19 protein-coding genes, 3 tRNA genes and 1 pseudogene are annotated in these 20,096 nt (G+C 35.5%); 16 read left to right on the top strand and 7 right to left on the bottom strand.

The genetic code is table 11. The features are described from left to right. Positions 1 to 2 precede the first annotated feature (2 nt). From B7725_RS03975 to rlmH, 7 genes are all read right to left on the bottom strand, one after another. Positions 3 to 76, bottom strand: a tRNA-Asn gene (locus B7725_RS03975). A 5-nt stretch (positions 77 to 81) separates the two neighbouring features. After that, positions 82 to 153 (bottom strand) — tRNA-Glu (locus tag B7725_RS03970). A gap of 51 nt (positions 154 to 204) precedes the next feature. Continuing rightward, positions 205 to 957 carry a competence system response regulator transcription factor ComE gene (gene comE, locus B7725_RS03965; RefSeq protein WP_000866079.1) on the bottom strand — a complete coding sequence of 251 codons (753 nt, stop codon included), beginning with the start codon at positions 955 to 957 and terminating at the stop codon, positions 205 to 207. Then, positions 954 to 2,273: a competence system sensor histidine kinase ComD gene (comD, locus tag B7725_RS03960; RefSeq protein WP_084874670.1), complete on the bottom strand. Its 1,320-nt coding sequence runs from the start codon at positions 2,271 to 2,273 to the stop codon at positions 954 to 956. The genes comE and comD overlap by 4 nt, the downstream gene beginning before the upstream one ends. Positions 2,274 to 2,285: 12 nt before the next feature. Further along, positions 2,286 to 2,408: a competence-stimulating peptide ComC gene (comC, locus tag B7725_RS03955; RefSeq protein ID WP_061419362.1), complete on the bottom strand. Its 123-nt coding sequence runs from the start codon at positions 2,406 to 2,408 to the stop codon at positions 2,286 to 2,288. Positions 2,409 to 2,573: 165 nt separating this feature from the next. Beyond that, positions 2,574 to 2,647, bottom strand: a tRNA-Arg gene (locus B7725_RS03950). Positions 2,648 to 2,690: 43 nt separating this feature from the next. Next, positions 2,691 to 3,170, bottom strand: a complete 480-nt coding sequence (rlmH, locus tag B7725_RS03945) for a 23S rRNA (pseudouridine(1915)-N(3))-methyltransferase RlmH (RefSeq protein ID WP_084874668.1) — start codon at positions 3,168 to 3,170, stop codon at positions 2,691 to 2,693. A 177-nt stretch (positions 3,171 to 3,347) separates the two neighbouring features. Here rlmH and B7725_RS03940 point away from each other — a divergent pair, with 177 nt between their 5' ends. The 16 genes and pseudogenes from B7725_RS03940 to B7725_RS03870 all read left to right on the top strand — a co-directional run. After that, complete coding sequence (locus tag B7725_RS03940; RefSeq protein WP_000681811.1) at positions 3,348 to 4,538, top strand: S1C family serine protease; 1,191 nt, start codon at positions 3,348 to 3,350, stop codon at positions 4,536 to 4,538. 57 nt (positions 4,539 to 4,595) lie between these two features. Continuing rightward, positions 4,596 to 5,354 carry a ParB/RepB/Spo0J family partition protein gene (locus B7725_RS03935; protein ID WP_002883005.1) on the top strand — a complete coding sequence of 253 codons (759 nt, stop codon included), beginning with the start codon at positions 4,596 to 4,598 and terminating at the stop codon, positions 5,352 to 5,354. 216 nt (positions 5,355 to 5,570) lie between these two features. Then, positions 5,571 to 6,932, top strand: a complete 1,362-nt coding sequence (gene dnaA / locus B7725_RS03930; protein ID WP_009729559.1) for a chromosomal replication initiator protein DnaA — start codon at positions 5,571 to 5,573, stop codon at positions 6,930 to 6,932. A 158-nt stretch (positions 6,933 to 7,090) separates the two neighbouring features. Beyond that, positions 7,091 to 8,227 (top strand): DNA polymerase III subunit beta, encoded by a 1,137-nt coding sequence (gene dnaN, locus B7725_RS03925; RefSeq protein WP_009729558.1) that lies wholly within the window; start codon positions 7,091 to 7,093, stop codon positions 8,225 to 8,227. A 64-nt stretch (positions 8,228 to 8,291) separates the two neighbouring features. After that, a complete protein-coding gene (locus tag B7725_RS03920) occupies positions 8,292 to 8,486 on the top strand; it encodes a DUF951 domain-containing protein (RefSeq protein WP_000285178.1) in 195 nt (64 codons plus the stop codon). A gap of 84 nt (positions 8,487 to 8,570) precedes the next feature. After that, positions 8,571 to 9,686: a redox-regulated ATPase YchF gene (gene ychF, locus B7725_RS03915; RefSeq protein WP_001218700.1), complete on the top strand. Its 1,116-nt coding sequence runs from the start codon at positions 8,571 to 8,573 to the stop codon at positions 9,684 to 9,686. Positions 9,687 to 9,760: 74 nt separating this feature from the next. After that, positions 9,761 to 10,330 carry an aminoacyl-tRNA hydrolase gene (gene pth, locus B7725_RS03910; RefSeq protein ID WP_084874667.1) on the top strand — a complete coding sequence of 190 codons (570 nt, stop codon included), beginning with the start codon at positions 9,761 to 9,763 and terminating at the stop codon, positions 10,328 to 10,330. After that, the gene (gene mfd / locus B7725_RS03905) at positions 10,331 to 13,834 is read left to right on the top strand and encodes a transcription-repair coupling factor (protein WP_084874665.1); all 3,504 of its coding nucleotides are present in this window, start codon (positions 10,331 to 10,333) and stop codon (positions 13,832 to 13,834) included. It abuts the gene before it with no gap. A 57-nt stretch (positions 13,835 to 13,891) separates the two neighbouring features. Continuing rightward, positions 13,892 to 14,158 (top strand): RNA-binding S4 domain-containing protein, encoded by a 267-nt coding sequence (locus B7725_RS03900; RefSeq protein WP_001234975.1) that lies wholly within the window; start codon positions 13,892 to 13,894, stop codon positions 14,156 to 14,158. Further along, positions 14,151 to 14,519 (top strand): septum formation initiator family protein, encoded by a 369-nt coding sequence (locus B7725_RS03895; protein ID WP_084874663.1) that lies wholly within the window; start codon positions 14,151 to 14,153, stop codon positions 14,517 to 14,519. Before B7725_RS03900 ends, B7725_RS03895 begins: the two co-directional genes overlap by 8 nt. Positions 14,520 to 14,523: 4 nt before the next feature. Further along, positions 14,524 to 14,646 carry an SP_0009 family protein gene (locus B7725_RS10200; protein WP_000429343.1) on the top strand — a complete coding sequence of 41 codons (123 nt, stop codon included), beginning with the start codon at positions 14,524 to 14,526 and terminating at the stop codon, positions 14,644 to 14,646. Continuing rightward, entirely contained in the window at positions 14,639 to 15,907 is a 1,269-nt protein-coding gene (locus tag B7725_RS03890; RefSeq protein ID WP_001224810.1) for a serine hydrolase, read from the top strand. The genes B7725_RS10200 and B7725_RS03890 overlap by 8 nt, the downstream gene beginning before the upstream one ends. Next, positions 15,904 to 17,181, top strand: a complete 1,278-nt coding sequence (gene tilS / locus B7725_RS03885) for a tRNA lysidine(34) synthetase TilS (RefSeq protein ID WP_084874661.1) — start codon at positions 15,904 to 15,906, stop codon at positions 17,179 to 17,181. The genes B7725_RS03890 and tilS overlap by 4 nt, the downstream gene beginning before the upstream one ends. Before the next feature lie 4 nt (positions 17,182 to 17,185). Then, positions 17,186 to 17,728 (top strand): hypoxanthine phosphoribosyltransferase, encoded by a 543-nt coding sequence (gene hpt / locus B7725_RS03880; protein WP_084874660.1) that lies wholly within the window; start codon positions 17,186 to 17,188, stop codon positions 17,726 to 17,728. Positions 17,729 to 17,743: 15 nt separating this feature from the next. Continuing rightward, positions 17,744 to 19,702, top strand: coding sequence for an ATP-dependent zinc metalloprotease FtsH (gene ftsH, locus B7725_RS03875; protein ID WP_084874658.1), 1,959 nt, complete (start codon positions 17,744 to 17,746; stop codon positions 19,700 to 19,702). 39 nt (positions 19,703 to 19,741) lie between these two features. Beyond that, positions 19,742 to 19,993, top strand: a pseudogene (locus B7725_RS03870) (23S rRNA (uracil(1939)-C(5))-methyltransferase RlmD); the annotation flags it as partial. Positions 19,994 to 20,096 lie beyond the last annotated feature (103 nt).

Here is a 20,096-nt window from a genome sequence, read left to right as displayed (position 1 = left end):
AACTCCGCCAGTAGGACTCGAACCTACGACATCATGATTAACAGTCATGCGCTACTACCAACTGAGCTATGGCGGATAAAATAGTCCGTACGGGATTCGAACCCGTGTTACCGCCGTGAAAAGGCGGTGTCTTAACCCCTTGACCAACGGACCATCTATCTGTAGCAGATATAACCATTATATCAATTTCTTACTTATTGTCAATCACTTTTTAGATTTTTTCTCTAGAATATCTTTTAATTTACGAACTTTCAAACGGGTAATGGGACAACGATGATCTTCATAAAAGACAACTTCTAAATTTTTTCGATCAATTTCTCTCACATTTCCCACATTGACAAGGAAAGATTTATGGGAGCAATAAAATCGCTGAGTATGTTTGTCCTTCTCCTGAATATCTGTCATAGTTCCATAAAACTCTTTGGCAAAATTCTTACCAATAATTCGCAATTTATGAGAAACACCTGTTGTTTCGATATACAGAATATCATGGTAAGGAATTTTCAAATCATTTCCCTTATAGTTGTAATCAAAATAGTCTACAACATCTTCGTTTTCAAGCAGCATGCTCTTAGTGTAAAAAATACTCTGCTCGATGCGTTTTTTGAACAATTCATCATTGATATCTTTATCAACAAAATCTAGGGCTGATACCTGATACTTATAAGTTAAAGTAGCGAATTCAGATCGACTGGTGATAAAGACAATAATAGCATAAGGATTGTGATGACGAATAAACTGAGCCACTTCAAATCCCTTTTTCTCAATTCCATGAATATCGATATCTAGGAAATAAAGCTGGTTTACCTCATCATTTTCAATATATTCCTTAAACTCACGAACTTTTCCTGTTGTCTTATATGAAATAGGAATATTCGATTCCTCAGAGATTTCATTCAATATTCTCTCTAGTCTCACTTGATGCTCAATAACATCTTCTAAAATTAATACTTTCATTCAAATTCTCTCTTAAATCTAATAATTTGTCTAAATGTGTTGTCTTCCATTTCTGTTTCTAAAATAATGTTGTCATACTTATCTAAGATCTCTTTGACATTATTAAGTCCTAGACCTCTGTTTCTTCCTTTGGTAGAGAAACCTAAGGCAAATAAGTCTTCTGAAGGCGTCATAGTGATTTTGCATGAATTCTGGATAACTATAACTGTTTCAAAATCCATTTTAATGACTGCAACTTCCATTAGTTTCAAGTAACTATCTGCAGCACCTTCAACAGCATTATTTAATAAAATGCTCATGATACGAACAAGATCAAGTAAATCTATTGACAGTCTAGTAATGATATCCTTTACTTCCAATGTAAATTCTACATTATTATTTCGTGCATAGACAATTGATTGAGCAATTAAACTTCGTAAAGCCGAATCTTCTATGTTGTTTAAATCAAAGTAAGTATATTTTTCTGACCTCAATTTCTGATTTGCTTTTACTAGGACTTCATTGTAAACCCTGTTAATTTCTTGTAAATCTCCACTGTCAATCGCCATTTGCATGCTGACAAGCATCCCTGCATAATCATGACGAAAACCTCGAATTTCATTATACAACTCCACAATTTCATCAGTATAAGTCTGTAAATGTTTTTGTTCAAATTTCTTTTGTTTTAGAGCAATCTCTTTTTCAATTTGAACCTTGTGAGAATTCATTGCAAAGAAAATCAATAACAAGTAAATAAAAACAATGGTTGATAAAATACTTCCGAAGCTATTTAAATGATGAGTTGTACTTACTATATCTGAAATAAACAATAAGATATGCAATCCGAAAAAAGCAACTATCACTTTTTTTAAAAAAGGGTAGAGGTAATCTTTGTCAAAATATGTTATTTCTAAGTGGAAATAACGACTTATTTTTATAATAATAAAATAAGTCAACAATAAAACTACTAAAAAGAATATACTTTCATAGTGTAATGCAAGCTCATCACCTGTTATCGAGGATAGGGTTACAGCTATAAAAGTATGAGTACTGTGATATAAGAGAGAAAGCAGGAAACTTAGGAATACTCCCCTATACTTATCAAACTTTTTAAACCATATAAAATAAGCGTATAAAATAAATGGATATAAAAATTTTTCAATTCCTAGTCCACTTAAGTATATAGAATAGAAGAAAAATTCAACTACAAATTCTACTATTACTGTATAAAAAATAAAGAAGTATTGTTCTTTTCTAGTTGTGTTACAAATCAAATTATAACTTTTACTAGTAATAAAAATATGTAATATAACGCTTATTATTGCGAAAAAATCCATTCTTTTCTCCCTTTACTTTCTTTTAAAAAAATAAAATAAAAAATTATTTTCCTTTCTAATTTCCCCACCCCGAATCTCCTGCAATTCTGCCTCTGTTACCTCTTTAAATTGTTCCAATTTTTCTGTATTTTTCATAATGAAATCTCCTGTATTATTTTTTTCTTGTAAGTTAACTTACAAAACTATTATACAAAATGAAGATCATGTAAGAAAAAATTTTTCTCAACTGTACATTTTTGCACCTGAAACGCACTTTTTCAAGAAAAAAGCTGGGATGAATCCCAGCTTCGCATCTAACATTGATCCCAGCAGGATTCGAACCTGCGACCGTTCGCTTAGAAGGCGAATGCTCTATCCAGCTGAGCTATGAGACCTAACATGACCATTCTATCAAAAAACAAGAGGTAAGTCAATCTTCTATTTGTGGTAAGGAGAACCCTGTTGAATTGTAAAAGCACGATAAATTTGTTCAACAAGAACCAATCTCATTAACTGATGTGGTAATGTCAGACGTCCAAAACTGACAGAAAGATTGGCCCTATTTTTTACAATAGGAGCTAGACCTAAACTTCCTCCAATAATAAAAGAAAGAGTTGAGTAACCTTTGATAGAAGCCTGCTCTAGTTGCTTACTAAAATCTTCTGAGGAGAATGTTTTTCCTTCAATTGCTAGTACAACGACAAAGTCTCTTTCTCCAACCTTAGAAAGAATTCTTGCGCCTTCTGTTTCCAAAATTTTTTGATTTTCTAATTCACTGGCTTTGTCAGGTGTCTTCTCATCAGCGAGCTCAATCACTTCTAATTTGGCGAAACGTGAAATTCGTTTGGTATACTCAGCAATACCATCTTTTAAGTATTTCTCTTTCAGTTTTCCTACTGTTACAACTTTTATTTTCATTCTTCTATTCTATCATATCCACACTTTATTTCACATCTTATGCACATGAGAATCATCCAAAAATACTATAAAATTCACAGAATAAGGTGAGTTATCCACAACTTGTGTAAAACTTTTAAGCTTAGATTAAGTTAATAAGTTTATAATCTTGACAAACAATAGCAAACGGAGGCGTTTATGAAACACTTACAAAAATTTTACAAAAAAGGAGTTACTTTTCTTGTAATTATTCTAATAGGATTTTTGAGTGGTGCACTAGGAAGTTTTGTAACATTACAACTTTATCAAAAACAAGGAAATCAAGCTACAAATAATAATTCTGGCACTGTAACTCAAACATCATACAAGAATGAAAACTCAACTACTCAAGCAGTGAATAAAATTAAGGATGCTGTTGTATCAGTCATTACTTATTCTGCTAATAAACAAAGTAGTGTATTTGGAACGGAAGAATCAAATTCTGATACGGATAATCAACAGATTGCAAGTGAAGGATCAGGTGTCATCTATAAAAAGAACGAAAATGATGCTTATATTGTAACAAATACTCACGTTATTAACGGAGCTTCAAAAGTCGATATCCGTTTAGCTGATGGTACAAAAGTCCCTGGTGAAATTATTGGATCGGATACCTTCTCTGATATTGCTGTCGTAAAAATTTCTTCAGAAAAAGTTACAACAGTGGCAGAATTTGGTGATTCAAGCCAACTTAATGTTGGAGAAACAGCGATTGCTATTGGTAGTCCGTTAGGTTCAGAATATGCTAATACAGTTACACAGGGAATCATCTCAAGTCTTAATCGAAATGTTTCTCTAAAATCTGAAGATGGTCAAGCTATTTCAACAAAAGCCATTCAAACAGATACGGCCATTAACCCTGGTAACTCTGGTGGTCCGCTTGTAAATATTCAAGGACAAGTAATTGGTATTACATCAAGTAAGATTGCAAGTAATGGTGGAACATCTGTAGAAGGTCTTGGTTTTGCAATTCCTTCAAACGACGTACAAAATATCATTAAACAGCTTGAAAGTGATGGTAAAGTGACTCGTCCTGCTCTTGGAATCCAAATGGTCAATCTGTCTAACGTTGGAGCTAATGATCTTAGAAAACTAAATATTCCAAGTGGCCTCACTTCAGGTGTAGTTGTTCGATCTGTTCAAAGTAATATGCCTGCAAATGGACATCTTCAAAAATACGATGTCATTACTAAAGTTGACGACAAAGAGATTACTTCATCAACAGACTTACAACATGCTCTTTACAACCATGCTATTGGAGACACTATAAAAATAACCTACTACCGTAATGGTAAAGAGGAAACAACCTCTATAAAACTAGATAAGAATTCTGGTGATTTGGAACATTAATTGACATCAGTGTAAAGAAAACTTTACAGAAAGTAAAAGATATGTTAGTGTAGAATCATGGAAAAATTTGAAATGATTTCTATCTCTGAAATACAAAAAAATCCTTACCAACCTCGGAAAGAATTTGATGTAGAAAAATTAAAAGAATTAGCTCAGTCAATCAAAGAAAATGGGCTCATCCAACCAATCATCGTTCGTCAATCTCCTGTAATTGGTTATGAAATCCTTGCAGGAGAGAGACGATATCGAGCTTCTCTCTTGGCTGGTCTGACCTCTATTCCAGCCGTTGTGAAACACCTCTCAGATCAAGAAATGATGGTTCAATCAATCATTGAAAATTTGCAGAGAGAAAACTTAAATCCTGTTGAAGAAGCACGCGCCTATGAATCTCTAGTAGAAAAAGGATTTACTCACACTGAGATAGCCGATAAAATGGGGAAATCTCGACCTTATATCACTAATTTTATTCGTTTGCTTTCATTACCAGAATATATCTTAGATGAAGTAGAAAATGGAAAAATTTCTCAAGCTCATGCCCGTTCACTAGTTGGTTTGGACAAAGAGCAACAAGACTATTTCTTCCAACTAATCAAAAATGAAGACATCTCTGTGAGAAAGTTAGAAGCGCTTCTTACAGAGAAAAAACACAAGAAGCAAAAAAAAAGTGATTCTTTCATCAAAGACGAAGAAGATAAATTAAAAAAACTACTCGGTTTAAGTGTAGAAATTAAACTTTCAAAAAAAGATACTGGAAAGATTATTATCTCCTTTTCAAGTCAAGAAGAATACGATAGAATTATTAACAGCCTGAAATAAGGCTGTTCTTTTATTTTCTCAACCCACAAATTTATCCACCAATTTTTTTATCAAAAAGCCTACTAAATCAAGGATTTTTCTATTTATCCCCAACCTGTGGATAAATACTGCTAACATTGTGGATTCTTTTCCCCAATCTGTGGAAAAATCCTACTATCTATGGTAAAATAAGTCTAGCACTAAACTACTAAAATCATAGTAAAGGAGGAAAAATAGTTGAAAGAAAAGCAATTTTGGAATCGTATTTTAGAATTTGCTCAAGAAAGATTGACTCGATCTATGTATGATTTCTATGCTACACCTGCTGAACTCATCAAAGTAGAAGAAAATACAGCTACTATATTTCTACCGAGATCAGAGATGGAAATGGTGTGGGAAAAGCAATTAAAAGATATTATTATTGCTGCTGGTTTTGAAATTTATGATTCTGAAATCAAACCTCACTATATTTTCACTAAACCTCAGAGTACAGAATCTCCTCAAGTAAATGATACAAATAGTGTCTCTACTTACGATTATACACCTGCACTACCAACGATTCCCTATTCTGAAACGGGATTAAAAGAAAAATATACCTTTGATAACTTTATTCAAGGTGATGGAAATGTTTGGGCGGTGTCCGCTGCATTAGCTGTATCAGAAGATTTAGCTCTAACCTACAATCCTCTTTTCATCTATGGAGGACCTGGTCTTGGAAAGACTCACTTACTCAATGCGATTGGAAATGAGATTTTGAAAAATATTCCTGATGCGCGTGTCAAGTACATTCCTGCCGAAAGTTTTATCAATGACTTTCTTGAACACTTGCGACTTGGGGAAATGGAAAAGTTCAAAAAGACTTACCGTAGTCTTGATCTCTTGTTGATCGATGATATCCAATCTCTCAGTGGCAAAAAAGTCGCGACCCAGGAAGAATTTTTCAATACCTTCAATGCTCTTCATGATAAGCAGAAACAGATTGTCCTAACCAGTGATCGAAGTCCTAAACACCTAGAAGGCCTTGAGGAGAGGCTTGTCACGCGCTTTAGCTGGGGATTGACGCAAAATATCACCCCTCCTGACTTTGAGACACGTATCGCCATTCTTCAAAGTAAAACAGAGCATTTGGATTACCATTTCCAAAGTGATACTCTGGAATACTTGGCTGGCCAATTTGATTCAAATGTTCGAGAACTGGAAGGAGCAATCAATGATATCACTTTAATTGCCAGAGTGAAGAAGATTAAGGATATCACTATTGATATTGCTGCTGAAGCTATCAGAGCACGTAAGCAAGATGCACGCCAGATACTTGTTATTCCAATTGAGAAAATCCAAACTGAAGTTGGTAATTTTTATGGAGTGAGCGTCAAAGAAATGAAGGGGACGAGACGAGTTCAAAACATCGTTTTGGCACGTCAGGTTGCTATGTATCTAGCTAGAGAACTGACAGATAATAGTCTTCCAAAAATAGGAAAAGAATTTGGCGGAAAGGATCACACCACCGTTATTCATGCCCATGCCAAAATTAAATCACTAATTGACGAAGACGATAATTTACGTTTAGAAGTAGAAGCAATCAAAAAGAAAATTAAGTAATTTGTGGATAACTTTTTATTTTTTATCTTTTTTATCCACATTTTTTAAACAAGCTCAAAAGCTTGAATTTACTAAATAGTTTCCAGTTTTCCACAGAATTCACACACCCTATTATTACTATTAACTTTCTAATACTAAAAATAAATAAAGGAGAATCCATGATTCATTTTTCAATCAATAAAAATTTATTTCTACAAGCCTTAAATACTACAAAACGGGCAATTAGCTCAAAAAATGCTATTCCAATTTTATCAACAATTAAAATTGATGTTACAAATGAAGGAATTACTTTAATTGGCTCAAACGGGCAAATTTCTATTGAGAATTTCATTTCTCAAAAGAATGAAGATGCTGGTCTTTTAATTACTTCTTTGGGTTCGATTCTTCTTGAAGCTTCTTTCTTTATCAATGTTGTATCTAGTCTTCCAGATGTAACGCTAGATTTTAAAGAGATTGAACAAAAACAAATTGTCTTAACAAGTGGTAAATCAGAAATTACTCTAAAAGGAAAAGATAGCGAACAGTACCCACGAATCCAAGAAATTTCAGCAAGCACACCTTTGATTCTTGAAACAAAACTGCTCAAGAAAATTATCAATGAAACAGCTTTTGCTGCAAGTACGCAAGAAAGTCGTCCAATCTTAACTGGTGTCCATTTTATTTTGAGCCAACACAAGGAACTAAAAACAGTTGCAACAGACTCTCATCGCCTTAGCCAGAAAAAATTGACTCTTGAAAAAAATGGAGATGATTTCGATGTAGTAATTCCTAGTCGTTCTCTACGCGAATTTTCAGCGGTATTTACGGATGATATTAAAACTGTGGAGATTTTCTTTGCAAATAATCAAATCCTCTTTAGAAGCGAAAATATTAGTTTCTATACTCGTCTACTAGAAGGTAATTATCCTGATACAGATCGCTTGATTCCAACAGACTTTAACACTACAATTACTTTTGATGTGGTTAATTTGCGTCAATCTATGGAGCGTGCACGTCTCTTATCAAGTGCGACTCAAAATGGTACTGTGAAGCTTGAAATTAAAGGTGGAGTTGTTAGCGCCCATGTTCACTCTCCAGAAGTTGGTAAAGTAAACGAAGAAATCGATACGGAGCAGGTGACTGGTGATGATTTAACTATTAGTTTCAACCCAACTTACTTGATTGATTCCCTCAAGGCTTTAAATAGCGAAAAGGTAACTATTAGCTTTATCTCAGCTGTTCGTCCATTTACTCTTGTGCCAGCAGATACTGACGAAGATTTCATGCAGCTCATTACACCAGTTCGTACAAATTAAGTAAAAGAGGTTGAGCCTGGCTCGCCTCTTTTATGATATAATCGAAAAAGAAAAGGAGAATAGTATGTATCAAGTTGGAAATTTTGTTGAGATGAAAAAGCCTCATGCTTGCATAATCAAATCAACAGGAAAAAAAGCTAATCGTTGGGAAATCACTCGTGTAGGGGCAGATATCAAAATCAAATGTAGCAATTGTGACCACCTTGTCATGATGAGTCGCTATGATTTTGAACGAAAAATGAATAAGATTATTGACTAAGAACCCTTAGTTAGAGGGTTAGCAAGTTTTCCCTTTTTGTGTTATAATGTTAGGGATTGAAATGAGAACGGAGAATGAGAAACTATGGCTTTAACAGCAGGTATCGTTGGTTTGCCAAACGTTGGTAAATCAACCCTTTTTAATGCAATTACAAAAGCAGGAGCAGAGGCAGCAAACTACCCATTTGCGACTATTGATCCAAATGTTGGGATGGTAGAAGTTCCAGATGAACGCCTACAAAAACTAACGGAAATGATTACTCCTAAAAAGACAGTTCCAACAACCTTTGAATTTACAGATATTGCAGGGATTGTAAAAGGAGCATCAAAAGGAGAAGGTCTAGGAAATAAATTTTTGGCCAATATTCGTGAAGTAGATGCGATTGTTCACGTAGTTCGTGCTTTTGATGATGAAAATGTTATGCGTGAGCAAGGACGTGAAGACGCCTTTGTGGATCCACTTGCAGATATTGATACCATTAATCTGGAGTTGATTCTTGCTGACTTAGAATCAGTCAATAAACGCTACGCGCGTGTAGAAAAGATGGCACGTACGCAAAAAGATAAAGAATCAGTAGCAGAGTTTAACGTCCTTCAAAAGATTAAGCCTGTTCTTGAAGATGGAAAATCAGCTCGAACTATTGAATTTACAGATGAGGAACAAAAGGTTGTCAAAGGTCTCTTCCTTTTAACCACTAAACCAGTTCTTTATGTTGCCAATGTAGATGAGGATGTAGTTTCAGATCCAGATTCTATCGATTATGTGAAGCAAATTCGTGAATTTGCAGCGACAGAAAATGCAGAGGTAGTTGTTATTTCCGCGCGTGCTGAGGAAGAAATTTCTGAGTTAGATGATGAAGATAAACAAGAGTTTCTTGAAGCACTTGGCTTGACAGAATCAGGTGTTGATAAATTGACTCGAGCTGCTTACCATCTACTAGGACTCGGAACTTACTTTACAGCTGGTGAAAAAGAAGTCCGTGCTTGGACCTTTAAGCGAGGGATGAAAGCTCCTCAAGCAGCTGGTATTATCCACTCAGACTTTGAAAAAGGTTTTATTCGTGCAGTAACCATGTCATATGAGGATCTAGTGAAATACGGATCTGAAAAGGCTGTAAAAGAAGCTGGACGCTTGCGTGAAGAAGGAAAAGAATATATCGTTCAAGATGGCGATATTATGGAATTCCGCTTTAACGTTTAATAACATTTAATAAATAGTGTCAATTAGGTTGGAAAAAAAATTCCAACCCTTTTGGCTTTTGAAAGGAAAAATAAATGACCAAATTACTTGTAGGATTGGGAAATCCAGGGGATAAATATTTTGAAACCAAGCACAACGTTGGGTTTATGTTGATTGACCAATTGGCCAAAAAACAAAATGTCACCTTTACACATGACAAGATATTTCAAGCTGACCTAGCATCTTTTTTCCTCAATGGAGAAAAAATTTATCTTGTCAAACCAACGACGTTTATGAATGAAAGTGGGAAAGCTATTCATGCTCTATTGACATATTATGGTTTGGATATTGAAGATTTACTCGTTATTTACGACGACCTTGACATGGAAGTTGGGAAAATTCGTTTAAGAGCAAAGGGCTCAGCAGGTGGTCATAATGGTATCAAGTCTATTATTCAACATATTGGAACCCAAGTATTTAATCGTGTTAAAATAGGTATTGGAAGACCTAAAAAAGGCATGTCAGTGGTTCACCATGTTTTAAGTAAGTTTGATCAGGATGACTATGTGGGTATTTTACAGTCTATTGACAAGGTTGACAATTCTGTAAATTACTATTTGCAAGAGAAAAACTTTGAGAAAACAATGCAGAGGTATAACGGTTAAATGGTGACTTTATTAGATTTATTCTCAGAAAATGATCAGATAAAAAAATGGCATCAAAATCTGATAGATAAGAAAAGACAACTAATACTTGGTTTATCAACTTCTACCAAGGCTCTTGCAATTGCAAGCAGTCTAGAAAAAGAAAATAAGGTTGTGTTACTGACCTCGACTTATGGTGAAGCAGAACGAATTATCAGCGATCTTCTTTCTCTCTTAGGAGAGGAATTTGTCTATCCTTTTTTGGTCGATGACTCTCCTATGGTAGAGTTTTTGATGTCTTCGCAAGAAAAAATCATTTCGCGGGTTGAGGCCTTGCGTTTTTTGAGTGATCTGTCTAAAAAAGGGATTTTAGTTTGTAATATCGCAGCGAGTCGGTTGATTTTACCCTCTCCGACTAGATTTAAAGAAAGTATTATAAAAATTGCAGTTGGCGAAGAATATGACCAACACGAGCTACTTCACCGGTTAAAGGAAATAGGCTATCGCAAAGTTACACAAGTACAGACCCAAGGTGAGTTTAGTATTCGAGGAGATATTTTAGATATTTTTGAGATGTCTCAGTTAGAACCCTTCCGAATCGAGTTTTTTGGCGATGAAGTAGATGGTATTCGTACTTTTGAAGTCGAAACACAGTTATCGAAAGAAAATCTGACAAACCTCACTATCTTTCCAGCTAGCGACATACTTTTGAGAGAAAAAGATTATCAACGAGGACAGTCAGCTTTAGAAAAGCAAATTTCGAAGACTCTATCGCCAATTTTGAAATCCTATCTAGAAGAAATTTTGTCAAGTTTTCATCAAAAACAAGTACATTCAGATAGTCGAAAGTTTTTATCTTTATGTTATGATAAAACATGGACTATATTTGATTATATTGAAAAAGACACACCAGTGTTCTTTGATGACTATCAAAAATTGATGAATCAGTATGAAGCCTTTGAAAGAGAATTAGCGCAATACTTTACAGAAGATTTACAGAATGGTAAATCATTTTCTGAGATGCAGTATTTTGCAGATACAGAGCAAACCTATAAAAAACAAAGTCCAGTTACCTTTTTCTCTAATCTGCAAAAGGGCTTAGGAAACCTCAAGTTTGATTACATTTATCAATTTAATCAATATCCTATGCAGGAGTTTTTCAATCAATTTTCTTTTCTTAAAGAAGAAATTGAGCGATATAAAAAAATGGACTACACTATTATCTTGCAGTCTAGCAATTCAATGGGAAGTAAAACATTGGAGGATGTTTTAGAGGAATACAAGATTAAATTGGATTCCAGAGATAAGTCAAGTATCTGTAAAAAATCTGTAAACTTGATTGAGGGTAATCTAAGACATGGTTTTCATTTTGTGGATGAGAAAATTCTCTTGATTACTGAACATGAGATTTTTCAAAAGAAATTAAAACGTCGTTTTCGAAGACAACATGCGTCAAATGCAGAGCGATTAAAAGATTATAATGAACTTGAAAAAGGAGACTACGTTGTTCACCATATCCATGGAATTGGTCAATATCTAGGCATTGAAACAATTGAAATCAAAGGGATTCACCGTGATTATGTCAGTGTTCAATATCAAAATGGGGATCAAATCTCCATCCCAGTAGAGCAGATTCAATTGCTGTCCAAATATGTTTCAAGTGATGAGAAACCTCCAAAACTCAATAAATTAAATGACGGTCATTTCAAAAAGGCCAAGCAAAAAGTTAAGAACCAGGTAGAGGATATAGCTGACGATTTAATCAAACTGTATTCTGAGCGTAGTCAGTTGAAGGGTTTTGCTTTCTCAGCTGATGATGAAGATCAACATGCTTTTGATGATGCCTTCCCTTATGTTGAAACGGATGATCAACTTCGTAGTATTGAGGAAATCAAGAGAGATATGCAGGATTCTCATCCCATGGATCGACTTTTAGTTGGGGATGTTGGTTTTGGAAAGACTGAAGTTGCAATGCGTGCAGCCTTTAAGGCTGTCAATGATCACAAACAGGTTGTTGTTCTAGTTCCGACGACGGTGTTAGCACAACAACACTATACGAATTTTAAGGAAAGATTCCAAAATTTTGCTGTTAATATTGATGTGTTGAGTCGCTTTAGAAGTAAAAAAGAGCAGGCAGAGACACTTGAAAAATTAAAGAATGGTCAAGTCGATATTTTGATTGGAACGCATCGTGTTTTGTCAAAAGATGTTGTGTTTTCAGATTTGGGATTGATGATTATTGATGAAGAACAACGATTTGGTGTTAAGCATAAGGAAACATTGAAAGAACTGAAGAAACAAGTGGATGTCCTAACCTTGACAGCAACGCCAATTCCTCGTACTCTCCACATGTCTATGTTGGGAATCCGAGATTTATCTGTTATTGAAACACCTCCGACCAATCGTTATCCAGTGCAAACCTATGTTTTGGAAAAGAATGATAGTGTGATTCGTGATGCTGTCTTGCGTGAAATGGAGCGTGGAGGTCAAGTTTACTATCTTTACAATAAAGTTGACACGATTGAGAAGAAGGTTTCAGAATTACAGGAGTTGATTCCAGAGGCTTCGATTGGGTATGTTCATGGACAAATGAGTGAAATTCAGTTAGAAAATACTCTACTGGACTTTATTGAAGGCCAGTATGATATTTTGGTGACGACTACTATTATTGAGACAGGGGTAGATATTCCAAATGCCAATACCTTATTTATTGAAAATGCAGATCATATGGGTTTGTCAACCTTATATCAGTTAAGAGGAAGAGTCGGTCGTAGTAATCGTATTGCTTATGCCTATCTCATGTATCGTCCAGAAAAATCAATCAGTGAAGTCTCTGAAAAGAGATTAGAAGCGATTAAGGGATTTACAGAATTAGGCTCAGGATTTAAGATTGCTATGCGAGATCTTTCGATTCGGGGAGCAGGAAATCTCCTAGGAAAGTCCCAGTCTGGTTTCATTGATTCTGTTGGTTTTGAATTGTATTCACAGTTATTAGAGGAAGCTATTGCTAAACGGAACGGTAATGGGAATAAAAGAATCAAAGGAAATGCTGAGTTGATTTTACAAATTGATGCTTATCTTCCTGATACTTATATTTCTGACCAACGACATAAGATTGAAATTTACAAGAAAATTCGTCAAATTGACAATCGTGTCAACTATGAAGAACTACAAGAAGAGTTGATGGACCGCTTTGGAGAATACCCAGACGTAGTGGCCTATCTTTTAGAGATTGGTTTGGTCAAGTCATATTTTGACAAGGTATTTGTAGAACGTGTGGAAAGAAAAGAAAATAAGATTACAGTTCAATTTGAAAAAGTCACTCAACGACTATTCTTGGCTCAAGATTATTTTAAAGCCTTATCCGCAACGAACTTAAAAGCATCCATAGCTGAGAATAAGGGATTAATGGAAGTTATATTTGATGTTCGAAACAAGAAGGATTATGAAATTTTAGAAGGTTTGCTGATTTTTGGAGAAAGTTTATTAGAGATAAAAGAATCAAAGGAAGCAAATCCCATTTAACATTTTTCTTCTATAAAAAGGATAAAAATGGTACAATAATAATTTGAGGTAATAAAAATGAGATTAGACAAATATTTAAAAGTATCACGAATTATTAAGCGCCGCACAGTCGCAAAAGAAGTAGCAGATAAAGGTAGAATCAAGGTGAATGGAATCTTGGCCAAAAGTTCAACGGATTTGAAAGTTGATGACCAAGTTGAAATTCGCTTTGGAAATAAGTTGTTGCTTGTTAAAGTACTAGAAATGAAAGATAGTACAAAAAAAGAAGATGCAGCAGGTATGTATGAAATTCTCAGTGAAACACGGGTAGAAGAAAATGTCTAAAAATATTGTACAGATGAATAATTCTTTTATTCAAAATGAACACCAACGTCGTCGTTACTTGATGAAGGAGAGACAAAAGAGGAATCGCTTTATGGGTTGGGTTCTGATTTTGATGATTTTATTGTTTATTTTACCGACCTATAATCTGGCCCAAAGCTATAATCGGTTACTGCAACGTCGTCAGCAATTGACAGAGTTGAAAGAGCAGTATCAAACTCTCAGTGATGAAAAGGACAAGGAATCTGCTTTTGCTGCAAAGTTGAAAGATGAAGACTATGTAGCAAAATATGCACGCGCCAAGTACTATTACTCAAAGAAACGAGAAGCAATTTACACAATTCCTGATTTGCTTCCGAGGTAATGTCATGGAAAATTTATTGGAAGTTGTTGAACAATTTTTAAGTTTATCAGATGAAAAATTAGAGGAATTGGCAGCTAAAAACCATTTATTACGATTACAAGAAGAAAGGGAAGAGAAGAATGCGTAAGTTCTTAGTAGTTTTATTGCTACCTGCTTTTATCATAACCTCAAGAGTAGTTAGCACAGAAAAACAGCTTCCTTACTCTTCGCAAGAAATTTATTATCTAACCGAGTCTGATTATGGATTCTACTATAAAGAAACTCTGGAATCCCCAATGGTATATGGAGAAACAGCTGTCTATGCTAATGAGGATCTTGTCAAGGAGTCTGGTAAATTGACTCCTGAAACCACCTTTAAAATAGTAGAATGGCGTTTGAATAGACAAGGTGTTCCTGTTTTTAAATTAGATAATCACCAGTTTATCCTTGCAGATAAGCGCTTGGTCTATGATCAAAGTCAAGTTCAAACTCAAAATAGGCAAGTATGGTTGGAGCCAGGGTTTGTTATCTACAACAGCCCCTATGATGCGAAAGAAATTTCTTCCTCTTTCTCTCCCTATCAACGCGTAACAGTGGATAGAACCCTTTTTGCTGAGGGACAAGAATTTCTTCATATTGATCAAGTTGGGTGGGTATCAAAAGAGTTCACCTCAGAAGAAGACAATCGCATCCAGAAGGTTCAAGAAGTTTTATCAAGCAACTATCAGAACGAAAATTATTCTATTTATGTTAAACAACTGACTACGGGTAAAGAGGCTGGGGTGAATGAAGACAGTAAACTCTATGCAGCTAGCATCTTGAAACTAGCCTATCTTTATTATGCTCAAGATAAGATAAATCAAGGGGAATATACGCTAGACAGTAGCTTCAAGTATATCCCAGAAGTAAATAGTTTCCCTGGGTCCTATAAACCAGAAGGTAGTGGTAGCTTACCTAAAAAAGAAGATAACAAAGAATACAGTCTTCAACAGTTGATTACCAAGGTAACAAAAGAGTCTGACAATGTTGCTCATAATATTTTAGGTTATTATGTGACCAATCAATCTGACGGGGCTTTCAAAGAAAAAATGTCCACCATTATGGGTGAAGATTGGGATGTGAATGACAAATTGACTTCTTCAAAAATGGCTGGAAAACTTATGGAAGCTATTTATAATCAGAATGGTTTTGTCCTAGAGTCTCTAGGTAAGACAGATTTTGACAACCAACGAATCGCAAAAGGTGTTTCGGTTAAGGTAGCTCATAAAATTGGGGATGCCGACGAGTTTAAACATGACACTGCCATTGTCTATACTGATTCTCCTTTCGTTCTTTCCATTTTCACTAAAAATTCTGATTATGACACCATTGCTAAGATAGCAAAGGATGTCTATGAGGTTCTAAAATGAGGGATCAGGATTTTTTAAATCATTTTCTCCAAAAAGAGTATTTCAAAAAACATTCTAAAGTCTTATTGGCTCTGTCTGGCGGACTGGATTCAATGTTTTTATTCCAGTTATTGTCTACTTACCAAAAAGAGTTGGGAATTGAGTTGATTTTAGCACATGTCAATCACAAGCAGAGAAGTGGGTCTGACTGGGAGGAAAATGAACTAAGGAAGTTAGCTGATGCAACTGAACTTCCTATTTATATCACAAACTTTTCAGGAGACTTTTCAGAAGCGCGTGCTCGAGAGTTTCGTTATGATTTTTTTAGGAAAATCATGAAAGATGTTGGAGCGACAGCCTTGGTCACTGCCCACCATGCAGATGATCAGGTTGAAACGATTTTGATGCGTTTGATTCGAGGAAGTCGACTACGCCATTTAACAGGAATAAAAGAAATTCAAGTAGTTGATAATATTGAAATCATCCGTCCCTTGTTGCCTTTTCATAAAAAGGACTTTCCACCAATTGTTCATTTTGAAGATAAAACAAATCAGGAAAATACCTATTTTCGTAATCGCGTTCGGAATAGGTATTTACCAGAACTTGAAAAAGAAAATCCCCGTCTTAAATCCGCCCTTTTAGATTTTGGAAGGGAAGTTTCAGATTACCAAGCAACAATAACGGACCTTTCGAAACAAATTGATGTGGAAGATTTGAATGAGCTATTTTCATACTCTCAACAAACTCAAGGGGTCTTACTTCAGAACTATCTTAATCAATTTCCAGACTTAAATCTGACGAAGGCTCAGTTTGATGAAGTTCGACAGCTTTTAGCAAGGAAAAGCCAGTATCGTCATCCATTGAAAAATGGTTATGAATTGATAAAAGAGTATCAAAAGTTTAGAGTTTGCAAAATCAGTCCACAGGCTGATGAAAAGGAAGATGAACTTGTGTTACACTATCAAAATCAAGTTCGATATATGGGCTATTTATTTTCCTTTGGCATCCCTATTGAAGGGGATTTTGTTCAAAAAGTAACGGTTTCACGGGAAACATCTGTACATATTAGATGTCGAAAACCTGGCGATGTTATTATCCTAAATGGTCATCGAAAGAAACTGAGACGCTTATTTATAGATTTGAAAATCCCTATTGAAAAACGAAAAACAACCCCTATTATTGAGCAATTTGGAGAAATTGTCTCAATTTTAGGAATTGCGACCAGTGATTTGAGTAAAAACACGAAAAATGATATAATGAACACTGTACTTTATATAGAAAAAATAGATAGGTAAAAAGATGTTAGAACACGATATAAAAAAAATCCTCGTTTCACATGATGAAATTACAGAAGCAGCTAAAAAGCTAGGTGCGCAACTAACAAAAGAATATGAGGGGAAAAATCCAATTCTTATTGGAATTTTGAAAGGATCGATTCCTTTTATGGCTGAATTGGTCAAACATATTGATACGCATATTGAGATGGACTTCATGATGGTATCTAGTTACCATGGTGGAACAGCAAGTAGTGGTGTCATCAATATCAAGCAAGACGTGACTCAAGATATCAAAGGAAGACATGTTTTATTTGTAGAGGATATCATCGATACAGGTCAAACTTTGAAGAATTTGAGAAATATGTTTATTGCAAGAGAAGCAGCTTCTGTTAAAATCGCGACTTTGTTGGACAAACCAGAGGGACGTGTTGTTGAAATTGAAGCGGATTATACTTGTTTTACTATTCCAAATGAGTTTGTAGTAGGTTATGGTTTAGACTATAAAGAAAATTATCGTAACCTTCCTTATGTCGGAGTATTGAAAGAAGAAGTTTATTCAAATTAGAAAGATTTATCTTTAATGAAAAAACAAAATAATGGTTTAGTTAGAAATCCATTTCTATACTTGTTAATTATCTTCTTCCTAGTGACAGGATTCCAGTATTTTTACTCTGGAAATACTGCTGGGCGAAGCGAAAAAATTAACTATACAGAATTGGTAAAAGAAATTACAGCAGACAATGTAAAAGAATTAACCTATCAGCCAAATGGTAGCATCATTGAAGTGTCTGGTGTTTATAAAAATCCTAAGACTAGTAAAGAAGAAACAGGAATTCAATTTTTCACTCCTACAGCTACAACAGTAGAAAGATTCTCAAGTACTATTCTTCCGTCTGATTCAACAGTTTCAGAATTGCAAAAACTTGCTTCTGAACATCAGGCAGAAGTAACAGTCAAACATGAGAGTTCAAGCGGTATGTGGATCAATATCCTTGTGTCCGTTGTTCCATTTGCTATTCTTTTCTTCTTCCTATTCTCTATGATGGGAAATATGGGAGGAAATAATAGTAGAAATCCAATGAGTTTTGGACGTAGCAAGGCTAAAGCTGCTAATAAAGAAGATATCAAGGTACGTTTCTCAGATGTTGCTGGTGCTGAGGAAGAAAAACAAGAATTAGTCGAAGTTGTTGAATTCCTAAAAGACCCAAAACGATTTACAAAACTTGGTGCGCGTATTCCTGCGGGTGTTCTTTTGGAAGGACCTCCGGGAACAGGTAAAACCTTACTTGCTAAGGCAGTTGCTGGAGAAGCAGGGGTTCCGTTCTTTAGTATCTCAGGATCTGACTTTGTAGAAATGTTTGTCGGAGTTGGTGCAAGTCGTGTTCGTTCTCTTTTTGAGGATGCAAAAAAAGCAGCGCCAGCTATCATCTTTATCGATGAAATTGATGCTGTTGGTCGCCAACGTGGTGTCGGCCTCGGTGGAGGAAATGATGAACGTGAGCAAACTTTGAACCAACTCCTGATTGAGATGGATGGTTTTGAGGGAAATGAAGGAATCATCGTTATCGCTGCAACTAACCGTTCAGATGTTCTAGATCCAGCTCTTCTCCGCCCAGGACGTTTCGATAGAAAAGTCTTGGTTGGTCGCCCTGATGTTAAAGGTCGTGAAGCAATCTTGAAAGTTCACGCTAAAAATAAACCTCTGGCAGACGATGTTGATTTGAAACTAGTTGCCCAACAAACCCCAGGCTTTGTGGGAGCTGACTTAGAAAATGTTCTAAACGAGGCAGCCTTGGTTGCAGCCCGTCGCAACAAATCAATTATTGATGCTTCAGATATTGATGAGGCAGAGGACAGAGTGATTGCTGGACCATCTAAGAAAGATAAAACAGTATCACAAAGAGAACGTGAATTGGTTGCTTATCACGAGGCCGGACATACCATTGTTGGTTTAGTCTTGTCAAATGCCCGTGTTGTTCATAAAGTTACCATTGTACCACGTGGACGTGCAGGTGGCTACATGATTGCACTTCCGAAAGAGGATCAAATGCTTCTATCTAAAGAAGACATGAAAGAGCAATTGGCAGGTTTGATGGGTGGTCGTGTAGCTGAAGAGATTATTTTTAATGTCCAAACTACAGGAGCTTCCAATGACTTTGAACAAGCTACACAGATGGCTCGTGCAATGGTCACTGAATATGGTATGAGTGAAAAACTAGGACCAGTTCAATACGAAGGAAATCATGCTATGTTTGGTGCACAAAGTCCTCAAAAATCAATTTCAGAACAAACAGCCTATGAGATTGATGAAGAAGTACGTTTATTATTAAATGAGGCACGAAATAAAGCAGCTGAAATTATTCAATCAAATCGTGAAACCCACAAGTTGATTGCAGAAGCATTGTTGAAATACGAAACATTGGATAGTACACAGATTAAATCTCTTTACGAGACAGGAAAAATGCCTGAGACAGTGGAAGAGGAATCTCATGCACTATCTTATGATGAAGTAAAATCAAAAATGAGTGAAGAAAAATAAATTTAGAGAGGTTCGACCTCTCTTTTTATGTTCTAATGTGATGGTTACCGAGCAGATGCCTTGATAGTTGACCCTCCTCGTACAGGCTTAGATGATAAGTTGTTGGATACCATTCTGACCTATGTTCCAGAAAAAATGGTCTATGTATCCTGCAATGTTTCGACCTTGGCGCGAGATTTAGTTAAACTAGTAAAAGTCTATGATCTCCAGTATATCCAGTCGGTCGATATGTTTCCCCACACTGCACGGACAGAAGCAGTTATTAAGTTAGTGAAGAAAAGAAAAAGTTAAATTCACTGAAAAAGCTCTTGACAAAGTAGGAAAAGTAGGTATAATAGAAAGAGTTGAAAAGCTCAAGGTCCGTTGGTCAAGGGGTTAAGACACCGCCTTTTCA

The organism is Streptococcus oralis subsp. tigurinus, from assembly GCF_002096275.1.
Lineage (GTDB): Bacteria > Bacillota > Bacilli > Lactobacillales > Streptococcaceae > Streptococcus > Streptococcus oralis_CN.
The sequence above is the reverse complement of the archived record's forward strand: the minus strand, read 5'-3'. Positions and strand labels throughout refer to the sequence as shown.

Excerpts from the sequence above, each read along its gene's own strand:
- comE (WP_000866079.1), bottom strand. The coding sequence starts at position 957 with ATGAAAGTATTAATTTTAGAAGATGTTATTGAGCATCAAGTGAGACTA.
- comD (WP_084874670.1), bottom strand. The coding sequence starts at position 2,273 with ATGGATTTTTTCGCAATAATAAGCGTTATATTACATATTTTTATTACT.
- comC (WP_061419362.1), bottom strand. The coding sequence starts at position 2,408 with ATGAAAAATACAGAAAAATTGGAACAATTTAAAGAGGTAACAGAGGCA.
- rlmH (WP_084874668.1), bottom strand. The coding sequence starts at position 3,170 with ATGAAAATAAAAGTTGTAACAGTAGGAAAACTGAAAGAGAAATACTTA.
- B7725_RS03940 (WP_000681811.1), top strand. The coding sequence starts at position 3,348 with ATGAAACACTTACAAAAATTTTACAAAAAAGGAGTTACTTTTCTTGTA.
- B7725_RS03935 (WP_002883005.1), top strand. The coding sequence starts at position 4,596 with ATGGAAAAATTTGAAATGATTTCTATCTCTGAAATACAAAAAAATCCT.
- dnaN (WP_009729558.1), top strand. The coding sequence starts at position 7,091 with ATGATTCATTTTTCAATCAATAAAAATTTATTTCTACAAGCCTTAAAT.
- B7725_RS03920 (WP_000285178.1), top strand. The coding sequence starts at position 8,292 with ATGTATCAAGTTGGAAATTTTGTTGAGATGAAAAAGCCTCATGCTTGC.
- ychF (WP_001218700.1), top strand. The coding sequence starts at position 8,571 with ATGGCTTTAACAGCAGGTATCGTTGGTTTGCCAAACGTTGGTAAATCA.
- pth (WP_084874667.1), top strand. The coding sequence starts at position 9,761 with ATGACCAAATTACTTGTAGGATTGGGAAATCCAGGGGATAAATATTTT.
- mfd (WP_084874665.1), top strand. The coding sequence starts at position 10,331 with ATGGTGACTTTATTAGATTTATTCTCAGAAAATGATCAGATAAAAAAA.
- B7725_RS03900 (WP_001234975.1), top strand. The coding sequence starts at position 13,892 with ATGAGATTAGACAAATATTTAAAAGTATCACGAATTATTAAGCGCCGC.
- B7725_RS03895 (WP_084874663.1), top strand. The coding sequence starts at position 14,151 with ATGTCTAAAAATATTGTACAGATGAATAATTCTTTTATTCAAAATGAA.
- B7725_RS10200 (WP_000429343.1), top strand. The coding sequence starts at position 14,524 with ATGGAAAATTTATTGGAAGTTGTTGAACAATTTTTAAGTTTATCAGAT.
- B7725_RS03890 (WP_001224810.1), top strand. The coding sequence starts at position 14,639 with ATGCGTAAGTTCTTAGTAGTTTTATTGCTACCTGCTTTTATCATAACC.
- tilS (WP_084874661.1), top strand. The coding sequence starts at position 15,904 with ATGAGGGATCAGGATTTTTTAAATCATTTTCTCCAAAAAGAGTATTTC.
- hpt (WP_084874660.1), top strand. The coding sequence starts at position 17,186 with ATGTTAGAACACGATATAAAAAAAATCCTCGTTTCACATGATGAAATT.
- ftsH (WP_084874658.1), top strand. The coding sequence starts at position 17,744 with ATGAAAAAACAAAATAATGGTTTAGTTAGAAATCCATTTCTATACTTG.